Origin of the sequence: Flagellimonas sp., from assembly GCF_965215805.1 — a bacterium.
Classification (GTDB): Bacteria; Bacteroidota; Bacteroidia; order Flavobacteriales; family Flavobacteriaceae; genus Flagellimonas.
In genome coordinates this window covers 1,201,352-1,219,298 of sequence record NZ_OZ244124.1, presented here as the reverse complement: position 1 = coordinate 1,219,298, position 17,947 = coordinate 1,201,352, and the positions used below count along the sequence as shown (strand labels likewise).

Here is a 17,947-nt window from a genome sequence, read left to right as displayed (position 1 = left end):
TTATGGTTTATTGGTTTAGGCTTTGAACAAAAAGCAAAATGGGAAGCACTATACAAGCGGCCAAAACCAATTCCTTGATTCTTGGACGCTTTATAGTTTCCAAAAAATTGGTCAGAAAAACAGCGGCAGGGAAAAAAGTGATCAATATGGTAGCTGTTCCGTTTTGGGTGAGAAAACAAAATATGGCTCCCAAAATAAAAGCCAGAAACAATATGCGTAAAGGTACCAACCTACCACCTCCTTTTCTTCTTACTTGAAGGAACACCAAGGAGGCCATCGCCCCTACCAGAGACAAATAAATTAGCGACAGCAATACGCCCTTTTGAGTGAAAACCCCATCTTCCAAAAAACCAAAGGAAAATCGATAGTTCATTTGATAAAACTCAGAAATGCCAAACAGTCTTGTAATCCCAAATGTTAAAACAAAAACGGTAAAAATAGCCATGAAGGGAACTATCCAATTTTTTACGGTTTTCCTGTCATATACATTGATCACCACAAACACCAAAATTAGGAACACAATAGCCCAATCATAGAACAAACTGGCCACACATATTAAAAAAGAAGCATCAAAAATCTTGTGTTTCACATTTTTGATTGATCTAACGGCCAAGAGTCTCCAAATGGCAAGCAACAGAAAAAAGGAGGCAAAAATTGCATTTTTATCCTGAATAATGTTAGAAAATGCGACCAAGAGCAAAACAAAAAACAACATGGCATAGGAGCTAAACTCAGTGACTTTTTCCGTTTTAATAATCTGATTGATTACAAAAATGGTCAGGATCAACGTGCCTAAGGTCAAGACTTCCAATGGGATAGAAAGATTCCTTTCGCTACCATGGATTTGAAGAATTTGGAACAAGCCATAGAACAGAACCAAAAAGACGGACAAAACAATGTAGTTTATGGGTTTTGTTTTTCCGAAAAAGCTTGAAATCATCGCGGGTTTTACTACTTTTGCAAAGTAAATATAGCCAACATGAGCAAGTTTTTTTACGGCATTGAAGACTTATTTGTAAACTACCTTTTTGCCCCTTATGATTTATTCCGTTTTATGGAAAGCTGGTGGGCCTCCAATACTGTAAACTGGATCTTTACCATTATCGGTTTTGTAGCCATGGTTTATTGGATGAAGGAGTTGAAGATTTTCAATGACAACGGCGAGGAAGACAAGAGTATCACTTCCCACACTTACCTATAATATCTCCCCGATATTCGTTTTCTTTTTTGGGATAATCCTGGCTATTTGGCTATAGGTCAAATCCTAGGTCTTTGCGGTAGTATATCCCGTCAAAATGGAGTTTTTCCATGCTGTTGTAGGATTTTTTCAGGGCTTGGTGGAAATCTTCTCCAAAAGAAGTCACAGCGATTACCCTTCCGCCATTGGTTACCACTTTACCTTCTGTGGTTTTGGTTCCCGCATGGAATACCAATGAACCTTCCACCTTATCTATCCCCGTTATCTCCTTGCCCTTTTCATAAGCCTCTGGATATCCGCCTGAAACAGCCATAACAGTGGTTGCCGCCCTTTCATCAATTTGAAGGTCTATTTGATTTAGTGTTCCATTTGCCATGGCGGTCAGAATATCCACCAAATCTGTTTGGACCCTTGGGATAACCACTTCGGTTTCCGGATCTCCCATTCTAACATTGTATTCTATGACCTTGGGTTGATTCCCAACCTTGATCAATCCAATAAAAATGAATCCAACATAAGGCAACTGATCCTTTTTAAGGCCTTCTACGGTGGGTATAACAATTTGCTCCTCTATCATTTGCATGAAGGCATTATCTGCAAATGGAACGGGAGAAATGGCGCCCATACCGCCTGTATTTAATCCTGTGTCTCCCTCGCCAATACGTTTGTAGTCTTTTGCGGTGGGCAAGACTTTATAATTGGTTCCATCCGTGAGTACAAAGCAGCTCAATTCTATTCCGTCCAAGAACTCTTCGATAACCACTGTTGCGCTGGCCTTTCCAAATTTGGAATCGAGCAACATGGCACTAAGTTCTTTTTTGGCCTCTTCGAGGTTCTGGAGAATAAGAACCCCCTTCCCAGCAGCCAAGCCATCTGCCTTGAGGACATAAGGAGGTTGCAAAGTTTCCAAGAAGGCATAACCTTCTTCCAGATTATCAGAAGTAAAACTTTGATAGGCAGCGGTAGGAATGTTATGTCGCATCATAAATTCCTTGGCGAATTCCTTGCTCCCTTCCAAGGCAGCAGCTGCCTTTTGCGGGCCAATAACGGACACCTTTTGCAGTTCTGGGTCGTTCAGGAAAAAATCATGTACTCCATTTACCAACGGATCTTCCGGCCCCACAACAACCAGATTGATGTTCTTGTCCAAAACCAAATTTTTGATTCCTTCAAAATCATTCACCCCAAGCTCAACATTGCTGGCAATTTGGGAAGTGCCCGCGTTACCTGGAGCGACATAAAGATTGTTGATTTTTGGGCTTTGTGAAATCTTATGGGCAATCGCATGTTCACGACCCCCGGAACCAAGGACAAGAATGTTCATCAATCAAAATTTTGGCAAAAATAGTTCAATTCGAGGACCTCTCTGCCGCATAAAAAGGTTTATTTCCCATTTAAATGTGAAAAATCCCGATGTTCTTTTTGGTGTAATTCTTCGGGTGACAAGGACTTAAAGTAATCATAGACCTTCTTCAAACCTTCGGAGCGATGCACTTTGGGCTCCCAATTTAATATTTCCTTCGCCCTTGAAATGTCTGGTTGTCGTTGTAATGGGTCGTTTACTGGCAGGGGTTTAAATATAATTTTTTGATTGGTGCCTGTCAATTTTATGATTTCATCTGCAAACTCGAGAATGGTAGTTTCGTCAGGATTTCCAATGTTAATTGGTTCCACGAAGTCACTCATCAATAAGCGAAATATTCCCTCAACCTGATCGTCAATATATGTAAAAGACCGGGTTTGCGAACCATCCCCAAAGACCGTCAAATCCTCTCCACGTAGTGCTTGCCCCATAAAGGCCGGCACCACTCGGCCGTCATTCAATCGCATTCTGGCGCCATAGGTGTTGAAAATCCGAACTATACGGGTATCCAAACCATGATGACGGTGATAGGCCATAGTAATGGACTCCATAAAACGTTTGGCCTCATCATAAACACCACGAGGGCCAATGGGGCTCACATTTCCATAGTACTCCTCATTCTGGGGATGAACAAGGGGATCACCATATACCTCGGAAGTGGAAGCGACCAAAATACGGGCATTCTTTTCTTTGGCCAGGCCCAAGAGATTAAGCGTACCCAAAGAACCCACTTTTAGGGTTTCAATTGGAATTTTCAGATAATCAATGGGACTTGCAGGAGACGCAAAATGTAGAATATAATCCAACTCGCCTCCCAAATGGACAAAAGTGGACACATCGTGATGATGGAACTCGAAACGTTCCAATGGGAAAAGGTGCTCTATGTTCTTTAGGTCACCTGTAATGAGGTTGTCCATCCCAATGACATGGTATCCCTCTGCAATAAATCGATCACAAAGATGGGATCCCAAGAAGCCCGCCGCTCCGGTGATCAATATGCGTTTAGTTTTCATATAATTTCATTTAAAGCACAAAAATAGAAATACCGCCCTGTATTCAGCAGAAAGTTTTTAAAAACTAATGATTGGAATCAATATGCCTTATCCTCACCCCTAAAAGCATTGACTATTGTTTGGACAATTATCTTAAAATCCAAAAACATTGACCAATTCTCTATATAAAAAATATCAAACTTGATTCTGTTTTGAATGTCAATGTCGTTTTCGATCTCACCCCTATAGCCTCTAACCTGTGCAAGCCCTGTTATCCCAGGTTTAACAAAGTGGCGCACCATGTACTTGTCCACACTCATCGCATACTCGTTGGTGTGCTTGACCATATGTGGCCTTGGGCCCACCACAGACATTGTACCAAAAAAAACATTGTAGAACTGGGGTAACTCATCAATGCTGGTGCGTCTTATTATTTTACCAATCTTGGTTACCCGCATATCATTTTTTGTTGCAGAATGACTGTCCGCGTTGTTGTTTGGGGCCATGGAGCGAAACTTGTAGCAATAAAACTCACGATTATCTATACCATTTCTTGCTTGCCTGAAAAATACTGGGCCCTTGGACTCCAAAGTAATCAATATTGCCAATAAAGGGGTTAGCCAAGATAAGAGACCTAAAATTACAAGTAAGGAAAAAAAGATGTCAAAACTTCTTTTCAAAAAAGCATTGATTGGATTGAGCAAGGGAATATCCCTTAATGACAATACTGGGATATAATCATAGTATTCAAACTTTAGTTTTTTGGCAAATATGTTTTTGTTGTCTGGAATGAACTTTAGCGTTTTAAGATTATTGTCCGCAAAATTGATGAACTGAGTCAACTCATTATCCTTAAGTTCAGAAACGGAGCAATAGATTTCATCTATTTTGTTCTCCAAAATAAAGTTATAGCAACTTTCAATATTGTATTCTGTTCCCTTCAAAGAAAACTGTTTTACAAAATTATAGCCATATTCCGTGCGCTCCTTAAACACCGATATTAGTTGATCTGTTTTCTTGTTTTTACCCAAAACCACAACATTTCTTATATTTCCCTTTGTCCTTCCTCTATACTTCATCAACAAATAATAGTTCATAAACTTAATGGTTGAAACCAACACCAAGGACATTGATAAGTACTCCGCAATCGCCAAGCGACTCATATTTGGTTGTTTAAAAAGCCCAATAAATGCATATTGGAGCAAGAAGAAGAAAAAGAACTGCCTAAATATCAATACCAAAACACGAGTGACCTTGGTATAGCGATGAATAAGATAAAATTGAACTTTGAAAGCCGTAACTATCCAAGCTATTGTGATATAAGAATGAAAAAGAATCGGATATCTAAACTGAAGAGGGAAGTAATAGGCCAATAGATTTATTACTATCAAATCCAATAAAAGTGATAGGGGCAAAATAAGGCCTGAATATCTATAGTTACTAAAGAACAAATTCGATAAAGGTTTAGTTATGCGGTCTAATCATGTAAACATACTATTATTCCTTTTGGCACTCTATATATTTACCATTTTATGGGCTATCCGAATCCATTTTATAATCAAAAATCATCTGGTGCCACGGATTTCCAGTGCTCTAAGGATTTCTCGAAATCGTATCTAAAATCAAATCCATTTTCTATCAGGAATCCAGGTTTGATATTTGTGGGGAAACTTGCCTTTTTTACCCTAACTGGATGAATATCCGATTTTTTACCCACTATCCGGGTAGCCACCTGTATAATTCCCGCAATAACAGCCAGAAACGAAGTGGGCACCGAAAGTGCAGGTCTTGAATACCCAAACTTTTTTCGAACTATTTGTGTCATCTCCTTAAGTGGAACCAATGGATTTTCCGCATAGTTGTAAACTATAAGTGGTTCTTTTCTTGAATCCATAGTGAACATTACACTTTCCACAAGCCCAAACACGTAACCATAGGCTTTTATAACTTTTCCTCCGTTGGGTAAGACAAAGGTCCCCTTTTTCAATGCCTTAATCATTCGTAAAACATTACCTGGGTCATGAGGTCCATAAATGACAGAAGGTCTAACAATTATGAGCCTTTTCTCTGCCCTATTTTGGTTAAGCCATTTTTGATGAATCTGTTCCGCGATTGCCTTGGAAATACCGTAGCCCGTTTCTGGATAAAGGCTAGAAGATTCATTTCTCTGTTCCCTAGACCTCCCATATGGAGCAATACTACTAGTGAAAAAAATGTTTTTAACTCCCAAATTATTGGCAAAGTCATTCACATTTTGTGCTCCTGGTATGTTAGTGTCGAAATATTCCTTAAAGTCATGACCTGGTTCTCTATGTACTGCGGCCAGATTAAAAACCCAAGATTCTTTTCCATCCATTTTAATGCCAATGTTTGGTAGTGTTTTTCTAACATCAGCTCTTACGAATTCAACTTTTCCAGAATCAATTTCATGTTTAAACCCCTCCAAAGGGTTAATGTCCATTACAGTGTATTGGTCAAACCTATTCCTATCGAGAAAGTACAACAATAAGTTTCTGCCTATATACCCCGATCCTCCAATAATTATGGCAACTTTACTATTCATATATGTATATCCGGCTTAAAAATAGTTTTATTTTTGACGGTATGAAAAAAATAAAAGTTTTGCATATTACGGAACCTTTTGCCGCAGGGGTTTACAACTATGTAAAAGAAATTTGTGGTTTTTTTGACTCTGAAAAGGAGTTTGAAAATTATGTGATTTATAGCCCAAACCGCAATGGGACCGATTTCGATAAAATTGCAAAGGACTTCTCTAAAAAAACTACACTGATTCAACTACCAATGTCCCGTGAAATTAATCCCGGGTCAGATTTAAGGGCAATAGCTTCTTTGGTGAAACAAATCAGGAAAATACAGCCGGACGTCATACATCTTCACTCCTCAAAAGCTAGCATCCTTGGGCGTGTTGCTTCGGCCTTCTACCGAAAAGCCAAGGTTTATTACACTCCAAATGGGTACTCCTTTTTACGAGAAGATGTAAGTAATAGTAAAAAAAGGTTCTTCCTCTTTGTGGAAAAGTGGATTGCGAAGATATTTGGTGGTACAACAATAGCTTGTGGCGATACGGAGTATGAGCATGCCAAAAAAATTGGGCGTGCCTTATTAGTGAGAAATGGGGTGTCTCCAAACGAAATTTCCGAATTCAAGAAGCCCCATAACAACGGGAAGTTTACAATAGGGACCATGGGACGCCTCAGTCCTCAAAAAAACCCTGGTCTTTTTAACAAAGTAGCTCTAGATTTCCCAGATATCGAATTTGTATGGATAGGAGATGGTCAATTGAAAACCGAATTAACCAGCAGCAATATCCACGTTACCGGATGGAAAATCCATTCCGAGGCAATAGCGCTTGTGAACACCTTTGATGTTTACATCCAAACATCGCTATGGGAAGGACTCCCTTTCACCATTATTGAGGCCATGGCATTGGAAAAACCAATAGTTGCCACCAATGTGGTGGGAAACAAAGATGCTGTTGAACATGGCCATAATGGTTTTCTGTGCGATAATCTTGAAGATTTTACCGTCGGTATTGGAGAACTCTACAAAAACCCCGAAAAGCTTAGTAGCATGGGTCGAAACTCTGAAAGTAGATGTAGATCTCTATTTGACCAACATAAGAACTTTACTACCTTAAAGGAAATCTACTTGACGTAAGCCTATGGGTTCCAAAAAAGCGCGCTATTGTCTTTTGTTAATTTTTCTATGCTTTTCCTGTGACACATCAGATTATGAGCCTGAAGGGGAAGTGTTCGATTATTACATCAGTGGTTTTCACGATTTATCTTCCAACGGACATGTTTCTGAAGGTGGACTAGCTAGGCTGGGCGAGAATAATGTTGTTGCCATTTACAGAAAGGATTCCTCCTTCTCCCATGTTAGCAACTATGGAAAAATCGTGGGAAAAATAAGTCCAGACAATGGGGTCTCTTGGGGATCCGAGTTCGATATTTATGATAGCATGTTTGACGACAGAAACCTGGTAGTGGGAACCTTGGGCTCTGGTGAAATTATTGTGGTTTTTAGAAGGTTTGATGCAGAAAATTCTACAACGATTGATTCTGGGTTCATTAAAAGTAGTAACGGCGCTGAATGGTCTGACTACAATGAAATTCAAAACACTCAGAACATTCCCAATCAACCTTTTGGGATGGTCAATTCCGATTCAGGGCAGCATTCCTTTTTGGTTGCATTTCGGAATGGTACTGTTCGTAAGTATTTTTCAAAAGATAACTTCTCAAATCATTTGGATGATTCGCTAATCATCCAAGAACCTTCTATGGAATTACAAGAGCCTTTCCAAATTAATCTGGGAAATGGCAGAAGCATTATTTTGTGCAGAAATGGAAGTGGGGAGGAAGAAGCTCCTTCTTTTTTTCAGTTTAGTTCTTCTGATGGACTGAACTACAGTTTTGACGGCAATACCAATTTATTTGCCGATTTTGAATATTCTGTCAGATGCCCTGTGTCCATGGCTTATGACCCTATTAGTGATATGTTGGAAGTGGTCGGAAACACCAGGTATCTATACAATACTTCAAAAAATCACGACAATGAGCTCAGGGTTTATAGACAAACGGCCACTATGGTTTTTGAAAACGCACAAAATTATGTGCATGTACAAACACAAAACAGACCTTTGCCTTCCAACCATTGGTTTTATGGTTATCCCAAAAGTTTGGATTTGGACTTAAACAATCGGCTATATATGGTGACCGATGCCAAAATTCATCAAATGGATGGAACCTCGCATCTGCAAAATGAGGATGCAAACTTATATTTGTTTCAAATAAGAAAAATTAAGGAAAACTGATTTTTGTCTAAATCAAGCCACTTTTTTCCTGAGACTTCGACTGTCCTTTTCCACCATAGTTAAGCTTAGAATTATTGCAAAAACAAAAACTCCTTTTTGTCTTACTAAAATAGACTCCGTATTGAAGGCCAAAAACAAAACCACAATGCATAAAAGTTGCTGCCAGTTTTTTTTCTTGATGGCATGATAAGCCAAAACTATAAAAATTGAAAGCAGGCTAAATAGCCCCACCACTCCGTGGTTCAACGTAGTAGTCAAGAATTGGTTATGAGAATTGAATCCTTCCAGATTAGAATACCCATTTCTTTGATACTGTTCTTCCAAAAATTTCTGAGATCCATTGGGTCCAAATCCAAGTATAGGCTTGGATTTGATCAATTCGAACGAGCTGCTCCATAACATGGTTCTCAATGACATTTTATGATAATCCGACCCTATCTCGGAGACATATTTTTCGGTTCCCAAGCCAAAATTGGATAGTGTATCAAAGAACTTGTCTTTAGCATATTTGCTACTGCTGATCATAAGAACCGCTACTATTCCTAGAATAATTGCCTTTGCCACGAACTGAAGACTATATATCTTCCTAAAATTCTTTATAAAGTATACCGTACTGATTACACCGAAAGTAAAAACCCCCATTCTAACCCCTGAAAGAAGAATAAAAATGAAAAAAACGGCGCCCATCCATCCACGAAAAGTCTTTAACTTCTCCTCACTCAAAAGGAAAACGTATGCTATATTGATATACAGCACATCATATGGATAATGAAAGTGGTACATTGACCTTTGAATAAAGTTATAGTTTAACCTATGCTCATAATTTAAAGCCAGGTTATAACCGAGTGTTACAAACGCAAGGATACAAAGTAAAAGGCAGGACCAAACAAAGACGTATTTGGCCTTTTTAATTTGTTCTTTTTCAACATTTGCTATAGAAACAAATAAGGGAAGCAGCAATAAGGGAAGTTGTGATGCTATTCTGCTATACTTGAATCCAAGTTGATAGGAATAGAACAAGCCAATTACCCCTATTAGATAGTATATAAAAAATAGGGGGAAAACCTTATTCCCCATTAAACGGGATTTTGTCTCCTCCCAATTACCATATAACAGTACCATTACCACAAATAGTACCATTACTATTGGGGCCAAAACCATCAAAAATGGCAATGAGGCCATTAATAACATAAGTGAATATGCTATCAGTTCCCGTCCAGTGGTTTTCCCCAATATTCCTCTCATCCAGTTCACTTAAAACAAAGGGTTAGGTTAATGAACTCTGCCTACTCTGATATACCATAAAAGCAAAGAATGTATAGAACAAAACAAAAATCACTGGGATTTGAAGTTTGTAAAAGTATCCCATTTTAAACGCATAAACTACCCAATTGAAAAGCTGGAAAGAAATCACCGCAAAGACTACGTTTTTACCTGTAATAATTTTCTTGAACATCCAAAGAAGGGGGCCAAGAACAAATATCATAAGTACGGCATGGGCAAAATAGGAAAGATAAACAGGGAAGATTCGCAATAAGATGGCAGGATAGGCATTCGTAAAACTAAATCCGATACTAATAGATCTATTAAGCTGTTCAATATCCCCAGGGTAAAAATGCCTCATAAGGTGGTGCATACCTTGATTTAGTTCCCAAACCCTCCATGTATTTTCCATACCATGAGTTACGTAGTTTTCAACACACCCCCAAAATATGTGGGCCTGTAATCCGAATGCTCTATAAATAATGGCCTCAAATGGCGTTTCAGCACCTGCGCGCACGAAGGGATTGTGTAAAGAATACTTGTAATAAACAATAGAGAATAGGGCTAAAAAAATAAGTGCTGTTCTTACCGTAAGGAACCTTCTTATTCTTATTTGCGTATTGGACCCGAGCCTCATAACTATAGGGAAAAAAAAGGCATATAATCCGCTAATTATTGGTGAGAACTTTTGGCCTATCAGTACCATATTTAGAAAATATAGCACGAGAAGTGCAATCGCCAGATATCTATATTTTCTAATCAATATTCCAAGGGCAAATGGCACAAATATGGAAGTATTTCCAAAAACCCCGTTTAGAAAACTCAGCCTTGAGTTTTGCCAATAGGTAAATCGGGTGACTTCGGAACTAAAAATTGGGGATGGTGATAGGTAAACATTTAAATACAAAAGAAAAAGAACCAATACTATGAAGACCAGCAGGAATCTATAACCTATCCTTAATTTAAACAAAGAGATGTTGAAATCTGAAAAGGCCAAATTCTTGTCAAGATATTTTATCGTTTTTTCGCACAGAACAATGGTAAGGAAAAAGAAAACTATGTAAAAAAATACCGAACCAACAAAGTATCCGTCCCTACCCTGCTCATTTATAAAGACCCCTTCTTCTATATAAGTAAGAGACGCAATGGTGTTAAACCCTTGAAAATAAAAAAGCAAAAGAATGTAGAAAATCTTGAAGTCTCGTTTCAGAGCATAGTACGAGAAGGTCAAAAAAATCAAAAACAAAAATAAATTTAATGCCAGGGTAAATGTCATCTCAATATTCGTATTCCAAACTTCTCAAACAATTCAACCAATCTGGGGGCAGAGGCAAATGGGTGCGCATAAAAACAAACATCAGAGTCCTCTGCCAAAGCCAACTTGATGTTAAGAAGTCCTGAAGAACTAAATGAAAAAATTTTACTTGGCCTTATGTCCGATACCATTTCTTCAATGGGTGTATTGTCCTCATGCAGTTCAAAAGCATCTCCAAAATTGATCCTGCCATACTTCCGTGCCAGGAACGAATCACCATTTCTGTGCGGCTTATAAATCAATCTGTCTCTATGTTGATCAAAGTTTGTTATCTCGTTGATTTTACTAAAAAAATAAGCAATTCTTTTTTCATATTCTTCGTTGCCACAGACGTTGGCAATTATATCCTGGCCTATGAACAAGAAAGTGCCGTCCAAGGGAGTATATGCTATTTTATCAAAAGGAAGTTGTACCGCCTTTTCCGGAGCAATGGCAACTTCAGGTAATCTTACATACTGTTTTTTTACATGCTCGTAATCTATCCCTGTAATATTTCCTTCAAGAAATTTAAATGGTATGTTGTGCAATCTACACAGAAGGAATTTGATAAAGTATATAAAAGACTTATTGTTTTCAATTTTTCGTTCATAATAGTTCAATATCCCGTCTTCAACAACGATTTTTTCTTGGGGCTTTGTTTTCCTAAATGAAAAGAAAAAATAATTGTTCAACACATCCTCTAAATGAGAATAATAAATAGCATAACTCGCAGCACTTTCAATATTGCGTTCAATATGGACTATAAACCTTTTGTACCACCTTATCTTATAAAATTGGTACTTAATTTTTTTTATCCGTTTCGTTTCCTTTGATACCGACAAATTTCCATTAAACACCTCATCCCATAATTTACCATCATATATAAAACCTCCTGGGTTCAATAAAATATTTTGCCCTTTTAAGTGTTGCGTTGAAACAATACTTTCAAAGTTCCGCGTGTGCATGGGAGTTATCGAAACAAAGATATTAAGATGAGTATTGCCCATTCTCAAATATTAAATCCTTATTAAACCTAAACCAATTGATCGTTTTAAGAAAATAGATTAGAATAAAACTTGCGGCAGTAGCAATTGCCGCTCCAATAATATTCTCTAAAAAGAACAGTAAAATCAGATTTAAAGCTATGTTCAAAAACATTCCCAGAACCATAGGTGCGATGTTCTTCTTGTCCTTGTTAAAGGAATATAGCAAATAGTGTGGCAAGAAAGATAGGTTTAAGAAAACATTGCCTATCAGAAGCAAAAAGAACCCAGTAATAAAAGTATTGTATTCTTCCTTGTTTATCCAATCGAGAACTGGAAAAATAGTTATTGCAAGCAGAATACTTATTCCAAAGGTTACCAAAATCAATTCCTTTCTGAATTTTTTCTTATAGAAAATGTACTCTTGGTACCGTTTTTTTTTGACCGAAGACACCAATTTTGGGAAAATCATAAGGGTTACCACAGTATTGACAATAATGTTCACAACATTTGCATAATTGCTAAACAGGCCATAGATTCCAACTTGCTCCTTTCCCAATATTATATCTATAATAAACCTGTCGGAGTATTCTATTAATTTATATGAAATAGTGCCAACCAATATTGGAATGCAAATCATTAGCGCTTTTCGAATCTTTGAAAAGTCGATATCCGAAAATGAAAAAAAATTGGCCATTGGTTGTGGATACTCCTTATAGAGAAGAAACAAGCCAATTAAAAAGGAGAAGAAACTACCAAAAATCCAATAGGTCAAAATTAGTTCTGTTGAGAAGGAGTGTATCTCAAAAACCTGCACATCCAAACAAATCAATACTACCCACAAAAACGTTCTAAAAGCCAGCAATATATTGGAGGTCAAATGTTTATCGTGAAAAATGAAAATTCGATAAAGCTCCTGTGAGAAATGTTCCAAAACCAGCAGAACATAAAATGCTATAAAAAAGTCTGCGGAAAGAAATTGCCTGCAAAATAGGTATATCAATGGGGCAAAGCATAAATAAACCAAGCTGTGAAAAACAAACTGATGCTTAATAAACACAAATTTTTTGTCCCCCGAAGTAGCCAAAATCTCTCTTGCGGTATAGCTATAATAATCAAGTCCCAACAAGAACATCAAAAATGTTATACTGGTCACCATCAAGGTATATTCACCATATTCTTCAACTTGCATGAATTTGGAAACATAAAGGGCAAACAAGAATTTTGCTCCCATTGAAATGCCCCTCAAAAAAAGGTTGGAAAATTTGTAATAGGTGGAATGAGTTAATCCAGATACTCCCATTTCAATGCTTCTCCTTTGGCTATTTTGACCTTTGTCCTTTTGCCCAGAATATTTGGCAATTCTTTTGGGTGAATCCCATAACCGGGTCTAATGGATCTAACGTTCTTCGAGCTTATTATCTCACCTGGTTCTAGATCCTCCGTTACGAAAAGTGACCGTCTTCTGTGTTTGTTGTTTTCCGAGACCTCATATGAAATGTTTCCCAAGGATTTTTCCGCGTTTCTTACGCCGTCAACCATTGCCTTGAACTCTTGGGGCTCCATAGAAAAAGAGGCGTCCGGACCTCCCAAACTCCTGTCCAAAACAAAGTGCTTTTCAATTACGGTAGCTCCCAAAGCTACGGAAACAATAGGTACAATACTTCCCATGGTATGGTCTGAAAGACCCACCTTGACATTGAAAGTCGATTTGAGATGTGGTATTGTTATCAAGTTGGCATCTTTAATTTCGGCAGGATAGTTAGAGGTACATTTTAACAATGTAATGTCATTGTTGCCAACCTCCCTGCATGCATCCACCGCAAGCTTTATATCTTCTTGCTCTGCCACTCCAGTGGAAATTATCATAGGTTTTCCCTTCGAAGCGGCATACTTTATCAACGGAATATCCGTAATCTCGAAAGATGCTATCTTATATATAGGGTTCCCCATACTTTCCAGAAAATCCACAGCTTCTCTGTCAAATGGCGAACTGAAAAATTGCATCCCCAATTTTTCTGCGATTATCTTTAACTTAGGTTGCCAATCGTAGGGCATAGCCGCTTCTTTGTAAAGTTCCCATGGCGTGTATCCTTTCCATAGACCTTCTGTTTTGGGAGCAAAATACCCCTCGTTTAAATCCAGTGTCAGGCTTTCAGGTCTATACGTTTGAACCTTTACGGCATCCGCACCCGCCTTTGCCATTTCTTCAATGGTTCTAACCGTCAACTCAAAATCATTGTTGTGGTTAGCTGAAAGTTCAGCAATGATAAAAATATTGGAATTGTCTTTTGCCATGCTTCTAACTAGGTTATTGTTGTGGGACTTTGGAAAAGAATATATTTCCTATTATTTCACCATCAAATGCTATGCTTGATTTAGTGATTTTTGACCCTATGTTTTTTATCAATTGAATTTCGATGTTAGATGCCTTAATTGGATTAACATCTTCAGACACTTGTAATCGAGCAAAATACCATTTTCCGGGGTCGGGTAGAATATGGCTTAATAAAATCTTGTTCATTGCGACTACAAGTTCAATATTGGAAAATTTGTCTTTAGGGGCTAATCCTATCCGCTTTTCTTGGGCATGGATTACGGCCATTTGTTCAATTTCACTTTCGACGTAATCATATCTTTCTTTAACGTTCTCATCTGTTTCGGATAAACCCACAAGATACTTTTGTCCTTTATGGTTAAATTTAAAAATGCACGCTTGATTGGAAAAACCCAAAGAATTGTCCTCCTGCTCCAATACGAGCATTTTCAGTTGCTTGTTTGCAACTTTGTGGAAACTTAATTCCAGCATTTCAAGTGGTTCATATTCTTGCTTAAGCACCTCCACAAGTCTCGTGTAAATATCGGTTCCGTGAACGTAATCTCTGTCGCCTTTAAATTTAAAATTGAGGTTCATTTTCTTCAAATTAAGATTTTTTCTATTTCCTCAGCCACCTTTTCAACCCCTTTTGGGTTTATCATTCCTCTTAGATGGTCAAGTCTTGAATAAAATTCAGTGGTTCCCAAAACCAATTCTTTTTCCAAAAGTTCAAATTTTTTAATGGATAATGGTTCATCATAGTTTGATATGGTTAACCCATAGTGCTGGTCATTGAGAAATTTTGCAATTGGTTTTTCTCGAGGAGAACTCGAAAGCAGAATTGTACGCAATCCCAATAAAATGGATTCCCAATATACCATTCCAGGAGAACACACAGCAATTGCACATGACTGCATTATCTCCTTCATTCTAATCGTATTGTAATAAACGCTCACATTTCCAACACCGGAGCACATCTCCATTATATCATCTAACTGCGGGTTCAGTGGACCGACCACAACATGGAAGTTAATGTGTTCCAGTTCTGTCTTGGTCAAAATAAATTTCATTAACTGAAAGGTGTAATTACATGGGTCCGCACCGCCAAAAGCAATCAATACATCTCCATTAGTTTTTGTTTTTTTCCTTACACCTTCATCCCTGTATTCGAGTTTGTATATAAAGTATTCCGGTCCAAAGAGTGCTCTTGTCTCTTTTGAAGTATCATAGTTCTGGGAGAGGGAGAGTATGTTTTGGTTTAGAATTAGATGGGAAACATACTTAAAATTGGGATTCACCGTAATGATCATCAATTTCGTTCCCGTTTGGATTACGGCATTCTGAAAATCGAGTTCATAAAATTCGGTTAAGTCGCTATCCACTATTAGCAAATTACGCCTTTGCTTGCCTGATTGTCCATTCAAGTATTCCGTAAATCCCTCTTTTAGAGTCGTATTTAATGCAGTACCTGGATATTCTTTTTCAGCAAGGACTTGTTGTAATTTATCAGATAATGAGGTGTACAAAAAAGTTATTGCCAGTTGCCTTTTCCTAAGTTCATCTGCAATATTAAGACACCGCCAGAAATGACCGGATCCTATTTTGGAATTTCCATTACAGTAAACAAAGACATTCTTTTGCACTGTTATTTTTCTCTATCACCTATTTTTCTTGCTGGATTGCCCAGATACAAGCTATCTGGCAACGCATCTTTTATAAGTACTGCCCCTGTGCCTATTTTGCAGTTCTTTTCTACCCTTATATTGTCAGTAAGAGTAACACCTACGGCCAACCAACAATTATCCTCAATAACACAGGCCCCGCCAATAGTAACTCCAGAGGAAATGTAGCAGTTTTTCCCTATTTGAACACTATGTCCAATGTTAACATTGTTGGCAATCCTGGTTCCGGACCCAATGACAGTGTCCTCCAACATACCCTTCAAAATGCTGACATTGGATCCTATGGTTACATTGGATCCTATTTTCACCCCGCCCAGGTGCACAAATTTATGGTAGCTTCCTTCGTGCCATAAATCTCCCAACCCAGGAAGACCTATCACCGTTCCAGACAAAATTGTGGAATGACTCCCAATCGTTGTTGGATTAAAAAGGGAAACATTGGGATAAACCTTGCAGTCTTTACCCAAATCCACCTCCTTTTCAATGTATGCCATCCTAGAAATCTCCCCGTTCCCTTGGACCTCTTTTAAATCTTGCTCAAAGAAAGTGTCTACAAAAAAATCCTGGAGCAATTTTAAGAAGGTATATTTGGGCTTAGGAGAAAACACTATAGCGCCTGAGTTAAAATCCCCAACCAATGATTGAAGTTTTGAATCAGCAATGACTATTCCGGCATTAATTTCTTCAAGGTAAGCCTTATCGTGTCCGCTATAAAAAATAATTGAAGTACTATTTGCGGTTCGAAGCGATGCAATATTATCCGCTTCAAAAGTCCCACTACCATGAAATGGCAATTCAAAATAGTCAGGGGTAGTTGGTGGGATGTTAGTGTTCACCTATCTTTTCTTTCAGATAATCAAGAATATCATTAATCGACTTCATCTTATCAATATCATCATCCGGTATTTGAATCCCAAAGGTTTCTTCGATATTTAGATAAAAATCCAACATGTCCAATGAATCCACTCCTTGTTCCGTCAAACCGTTCTCATTGTCAAATTCCTCCACTTTCTCTCCCAGCGAAGAAGATTTTGATAACACCTTTTTTAGGTTCCCAGCTGTTAATTCCATATAGTTTATCTAATTTTTTCTTTTTAAAATAGAGCTTGACCAAGAAAGACCAACTCCAAAGCCGCAAATTAAAATAGTCCTCACTTCCTTGTTGGCCAATTGTTTTGCTATAATCAAGGGTATGGAGGATGATACCGTGTTTCCATATTCCATGGCATCAAAAATGACTTTTTCTTTAGGTAATCCAAGTTTTTTTGAAATTGTATCAACTATATACTTGCTTCCCTGGTGAAAAACAAAGCTGTCTATGTCTTCAATCGTCATCTTGTTTTTTTCCAACAATTGATTTACATCTTTTGGAACATATCTGGCAGCAAAGTTAAAAATACTTCGGCCATTCATATTCAAATATCCATTCATTGTATGAAGCCCCTCCCAATCCTTGCCAATTGAACCAAAATTGAATTGCCCAGCCAACAGTTCCGGCTCATCTGAAATGTAAGTTGCTGTTGCTGCATCTCCAAACAGTAAAGAAGTGTTTCTATCCTTTGGGTCAAGGATTTTAGTATAAGGGTCTGAAGTAAGTAATACCCCATGTTTCATGCCATTTCCCTTCATAAAATTCATGATGACGGACAAACCATAAACAAAGCCTGAACAACCCAGAGAGATATCAAAACACGCACATGTCTCTGGTAACTCCAGTGCCTTATGTACCAAGGCTGAGGTATGGGGAATATTTGAGTCCGGTGACTGGGTTACCAAAATTAGCACCTCAATATTTTCTTTGTCTATTTCTATTTTGGATTCAAGGTTCCCAAATGCCTTGATGGCCAAATCTGAAGTGTCTTCTTCATTGGCTTTAACGGCTACACTCGAAATTCCTATTTTGTTGAGAATAAAGTCCTCGTTGGTATCCAATTCCTCCATTCTTTCAAAATTGGATATCCTCCCCGATGGGATATATACTCCTATTTCTTTTATTCCTAACATGCTTAGTTATTTTAAAA

The 17,947-nt window shown here is 38.0% G+C and carries 18 protein-coding genes; 3 read left to right on the top strand and 15 right to left on the bottom strand.

The window, feature by feature from the left end; genetic code table 11:
* Positions 1-7: 7 nt before the first annotated feature.
* Positions 8-940: a DUF6427 family protein gene (locus ACOOE0_RS05430; protein WP_420401456.1), complete on the bottom strand. Its 933-nt coding sequence runs from the start codon at positions 938-940 to the stop codon at positions 8-10.
* Positions 941-979: 39 nt separating this feature from the next.
* Here ACOOE0_RS05430 and ACOOE0_RS05425 point away from each other — a divergent pair, with 39 nt between their 5' ends.
* On the top strand, positions 980-1,201 hold the full coding sequence (locus tag ACOOE0_RS05425) for a DUF6341 family protein (protein ID WP_420401455.1): 222 nt from the start codon (positions 980-982) through the stop codon (positions 1,199-1,201).
* A 49-nt stretch (positions 1,202-1,250) separates the two neighbouring features.
* Here ACOOE0_RS05425 and purD read toward each other — a convergent pair whose 3' ends face one another.
* The 4 genes from purD to ACOOE0_RS05405 form a co-directional block, all read right to left on the bottom strand.
* On the bottom strand, positions 1,251-2,522 hold the full coding sequence (gene purD / locus ACOOE0_RS05420; RefSeq protein WP_420401454.1) for a phosphoribosylamine--glycine ligase: 1,272 nt from the start codon (positions 2,520-2,522) through the stop codon (positions 1,251-1,253).
* Between the two features lie 59 nt (positions 2,523-2,581).
* A complete protein-coding gene (locus ACOOE0_RS05415; protein WP_420401453.1) occupies positions 2,582-3,574 on the bottom strand; it encodes a UDP-glucuronic acid decarboxylase family protein in 993 nt (330 codons plus the stop codon).
* A 77-nt stretch (positions 3,575-3,651) separates the two neighbouring features.
* Positions 3,652-4,926 carry an exopolysaccharide biosynthesis polyprenyl glycosylphosphotransferase gene (locus ACOOE0_RS05410; protein ID WP_420402199.1) on the bottom strand — a complete coding sequence of 425 codons (1,275 nt, stop codon included), beginning with the start codon at positions 4,924-4,926 and terminating at the stop codon, positions 3,652-3,654.
* A 185-nt stretch (positions 4,927-5,111) separates the two neighbouring features.
* On the bottom strand, positions 5,112-6,116 hold the full coding sequence (locus ACOOE0_RS05405; RefSeq protein WP_420401452.1) for an NAD-dependent epimerase/dehydratase family protein: 1,005 nt from the start codon (positions 6,114-6,116) through the stop codon (positions 5,112-5,114).
* A 41-nt stretch (positions 6,117-6,157) separates the two neighbouring features.
* Here ACOOE0_RS05405 and ACOOE0_RS05400 point away from each other — a divergent pair, with 41 nt between their 5' ends.
* Positions 6,158-7,231, top strand: a complete 1,074-nt coding sequence (locus ACOOE0_RS05400; RefSeq protein WP_420401451.1) for a glycosyltransferase — start codon at positions 6,158-6,160, stop codon at positions 7,229-7,231.
* Between the two features lie 4 nt (positions 7,232-7,235).
* A complete protein-coding gene (locus tag ACOOE0_RS05395; protein ID WP_420401450.1) occupies positions 7,236-8,387 on the top strand; it encodes a sialidase family protein in 1,152 nt (383 codons plus the stop codon).
* A 12-nt stretch (positions 8,388-8,399) separates the two neighbouring features.
* On the opposite strand, the gene ACOOE0_RS05390 is transcribed toward ACOOE0_RS05395, so the two are convergent.
* From ACOOE0_RS05390 to ACOOE0_RS05345, 10 genes are all read right to left on the bottom strand, one after another.
* Positions 8,400-9,632, bottom strand: coding sequence for an O-antigen ligase family protein (locus ACOOE0_RS05390; RefSeq protein WP_420401449.1), 1,233 nt, complete (start codon positions 9,630-9,632; stop codon positions 8,400-8,402).
* 22 nt (positions 9,633-9,654) lie between these two features.
* A complete protein-coding gene (locus tag ACOOE0_RS05385) occupies positions 9,655-10,062 on the bottom strand; it encodes a DUF6418 domain-containing protein (protein WP_420401448.1) in 408 nt (135 codons plus the stop codon).
* Between the two features lie 860 nt (positions 10,063-10,922).
* Positions 10,923-11,951, bottom strand: a complete 1,029-nt coding sequence (locus tag ACOOE0_RS05380; protein ID WP_420401447.1) for a polysialyltransferase family glycosyltransferase — start codon at positions 11,949-11,951, stop codon at positions 10,923-10,925.
* On the bottom strand, positions 11,932-13,161 hold the full coding sequence (locus ACOOE0_RS05375) for a lipopolysaccharide biosynthesis protein (RefSeq protein WP_420401446.1): 1,230 nt from the start codon (positions 13,159-13,161) through the stop codon (positions 11,932-11,934). The genes ACOOE0_RS05380 and ACOOE0_RS05375 overlap by 20 nt, the downstream gene beginning before the upstream one ends.
* Before the next feature lie 50 nt (positions 13,162-13,211).
* Positions 13,212-14,225 (bottom strand): pseudaminic acid synthase, encoded by a 1,014-nt coding sequence (gene pseI / locus ACOOE0_RS05370; RefSeq protein WP_420401445.1) that lies wholly within the window; start codon positions 14,223-14,225, stop codon positions 13,212-13,214.
* 13 nt (positions 14,226-14,238) lie between these two features.
* Positions 14,239-14,841, bottom strand: coding sequence for a hypothetical protein (locus ACOOE0_RS05365; RefSeq protein WP_420401444.1), 603 nt, complete (start codon positions 14,839-14,841; stop codon positions 14,239-14,241).
* A gap of 5 nt (positions 14,842-14,846) precedes the next feature.
* On the bottom strand, positions 14,847-15,887 hold the full coding sequence (locus ACOOE0_RS05360) for a hypothetical protein (RefSeq protein ID WP_420401443.1): 1,041 nt from the start codon (positions 15,885-15,887) through the stop codon (positions 14,847-14,849).
* 2 nt (positions 15,888-15,889) lie between these two features.
* Positions 15,890-16,762, bottom strand: a complete 873-nt coding sequence (locus ACOOE0_RS05355; protein WP_420401442.1) for a hypothetical protein — start codon at positions 16,760-16,762, stop codon at positions 15,890-15,892.
* Positions 16,752-16,997 carry an acyl carrier protein gene (locus ACOOE0_RS05350; protein WP_420401441.1) on the bottom strand — a complete coding sequence of 82 codons (246 nt, stop codon included), beginning with the start codon at positions 16,995-16,997 and terminating at the stop codon, positions 16,752-16,754. Before ACOOE0_RS05350 ends, ACOOE0_RS05355 begins: the two co-directional genes overlap by 11 nt.
* Before the next feature lie 9 nt (positions 16,998-17,006).
* Positions 17,007-17,930 (bottom strand): ketoacyl-ACP synthase III, encoded by a 924-nt coding sequence (locus tag ACOOE0_RS05345; RefSeq protein WP_420401440.1) that lies wholly within the window; start codon positions 17,928-17,930, stop codon positions 17,007-17,009.
* Between the last annotated feature and the right edge of the window lie 17 nt (positions 17,931-17,947).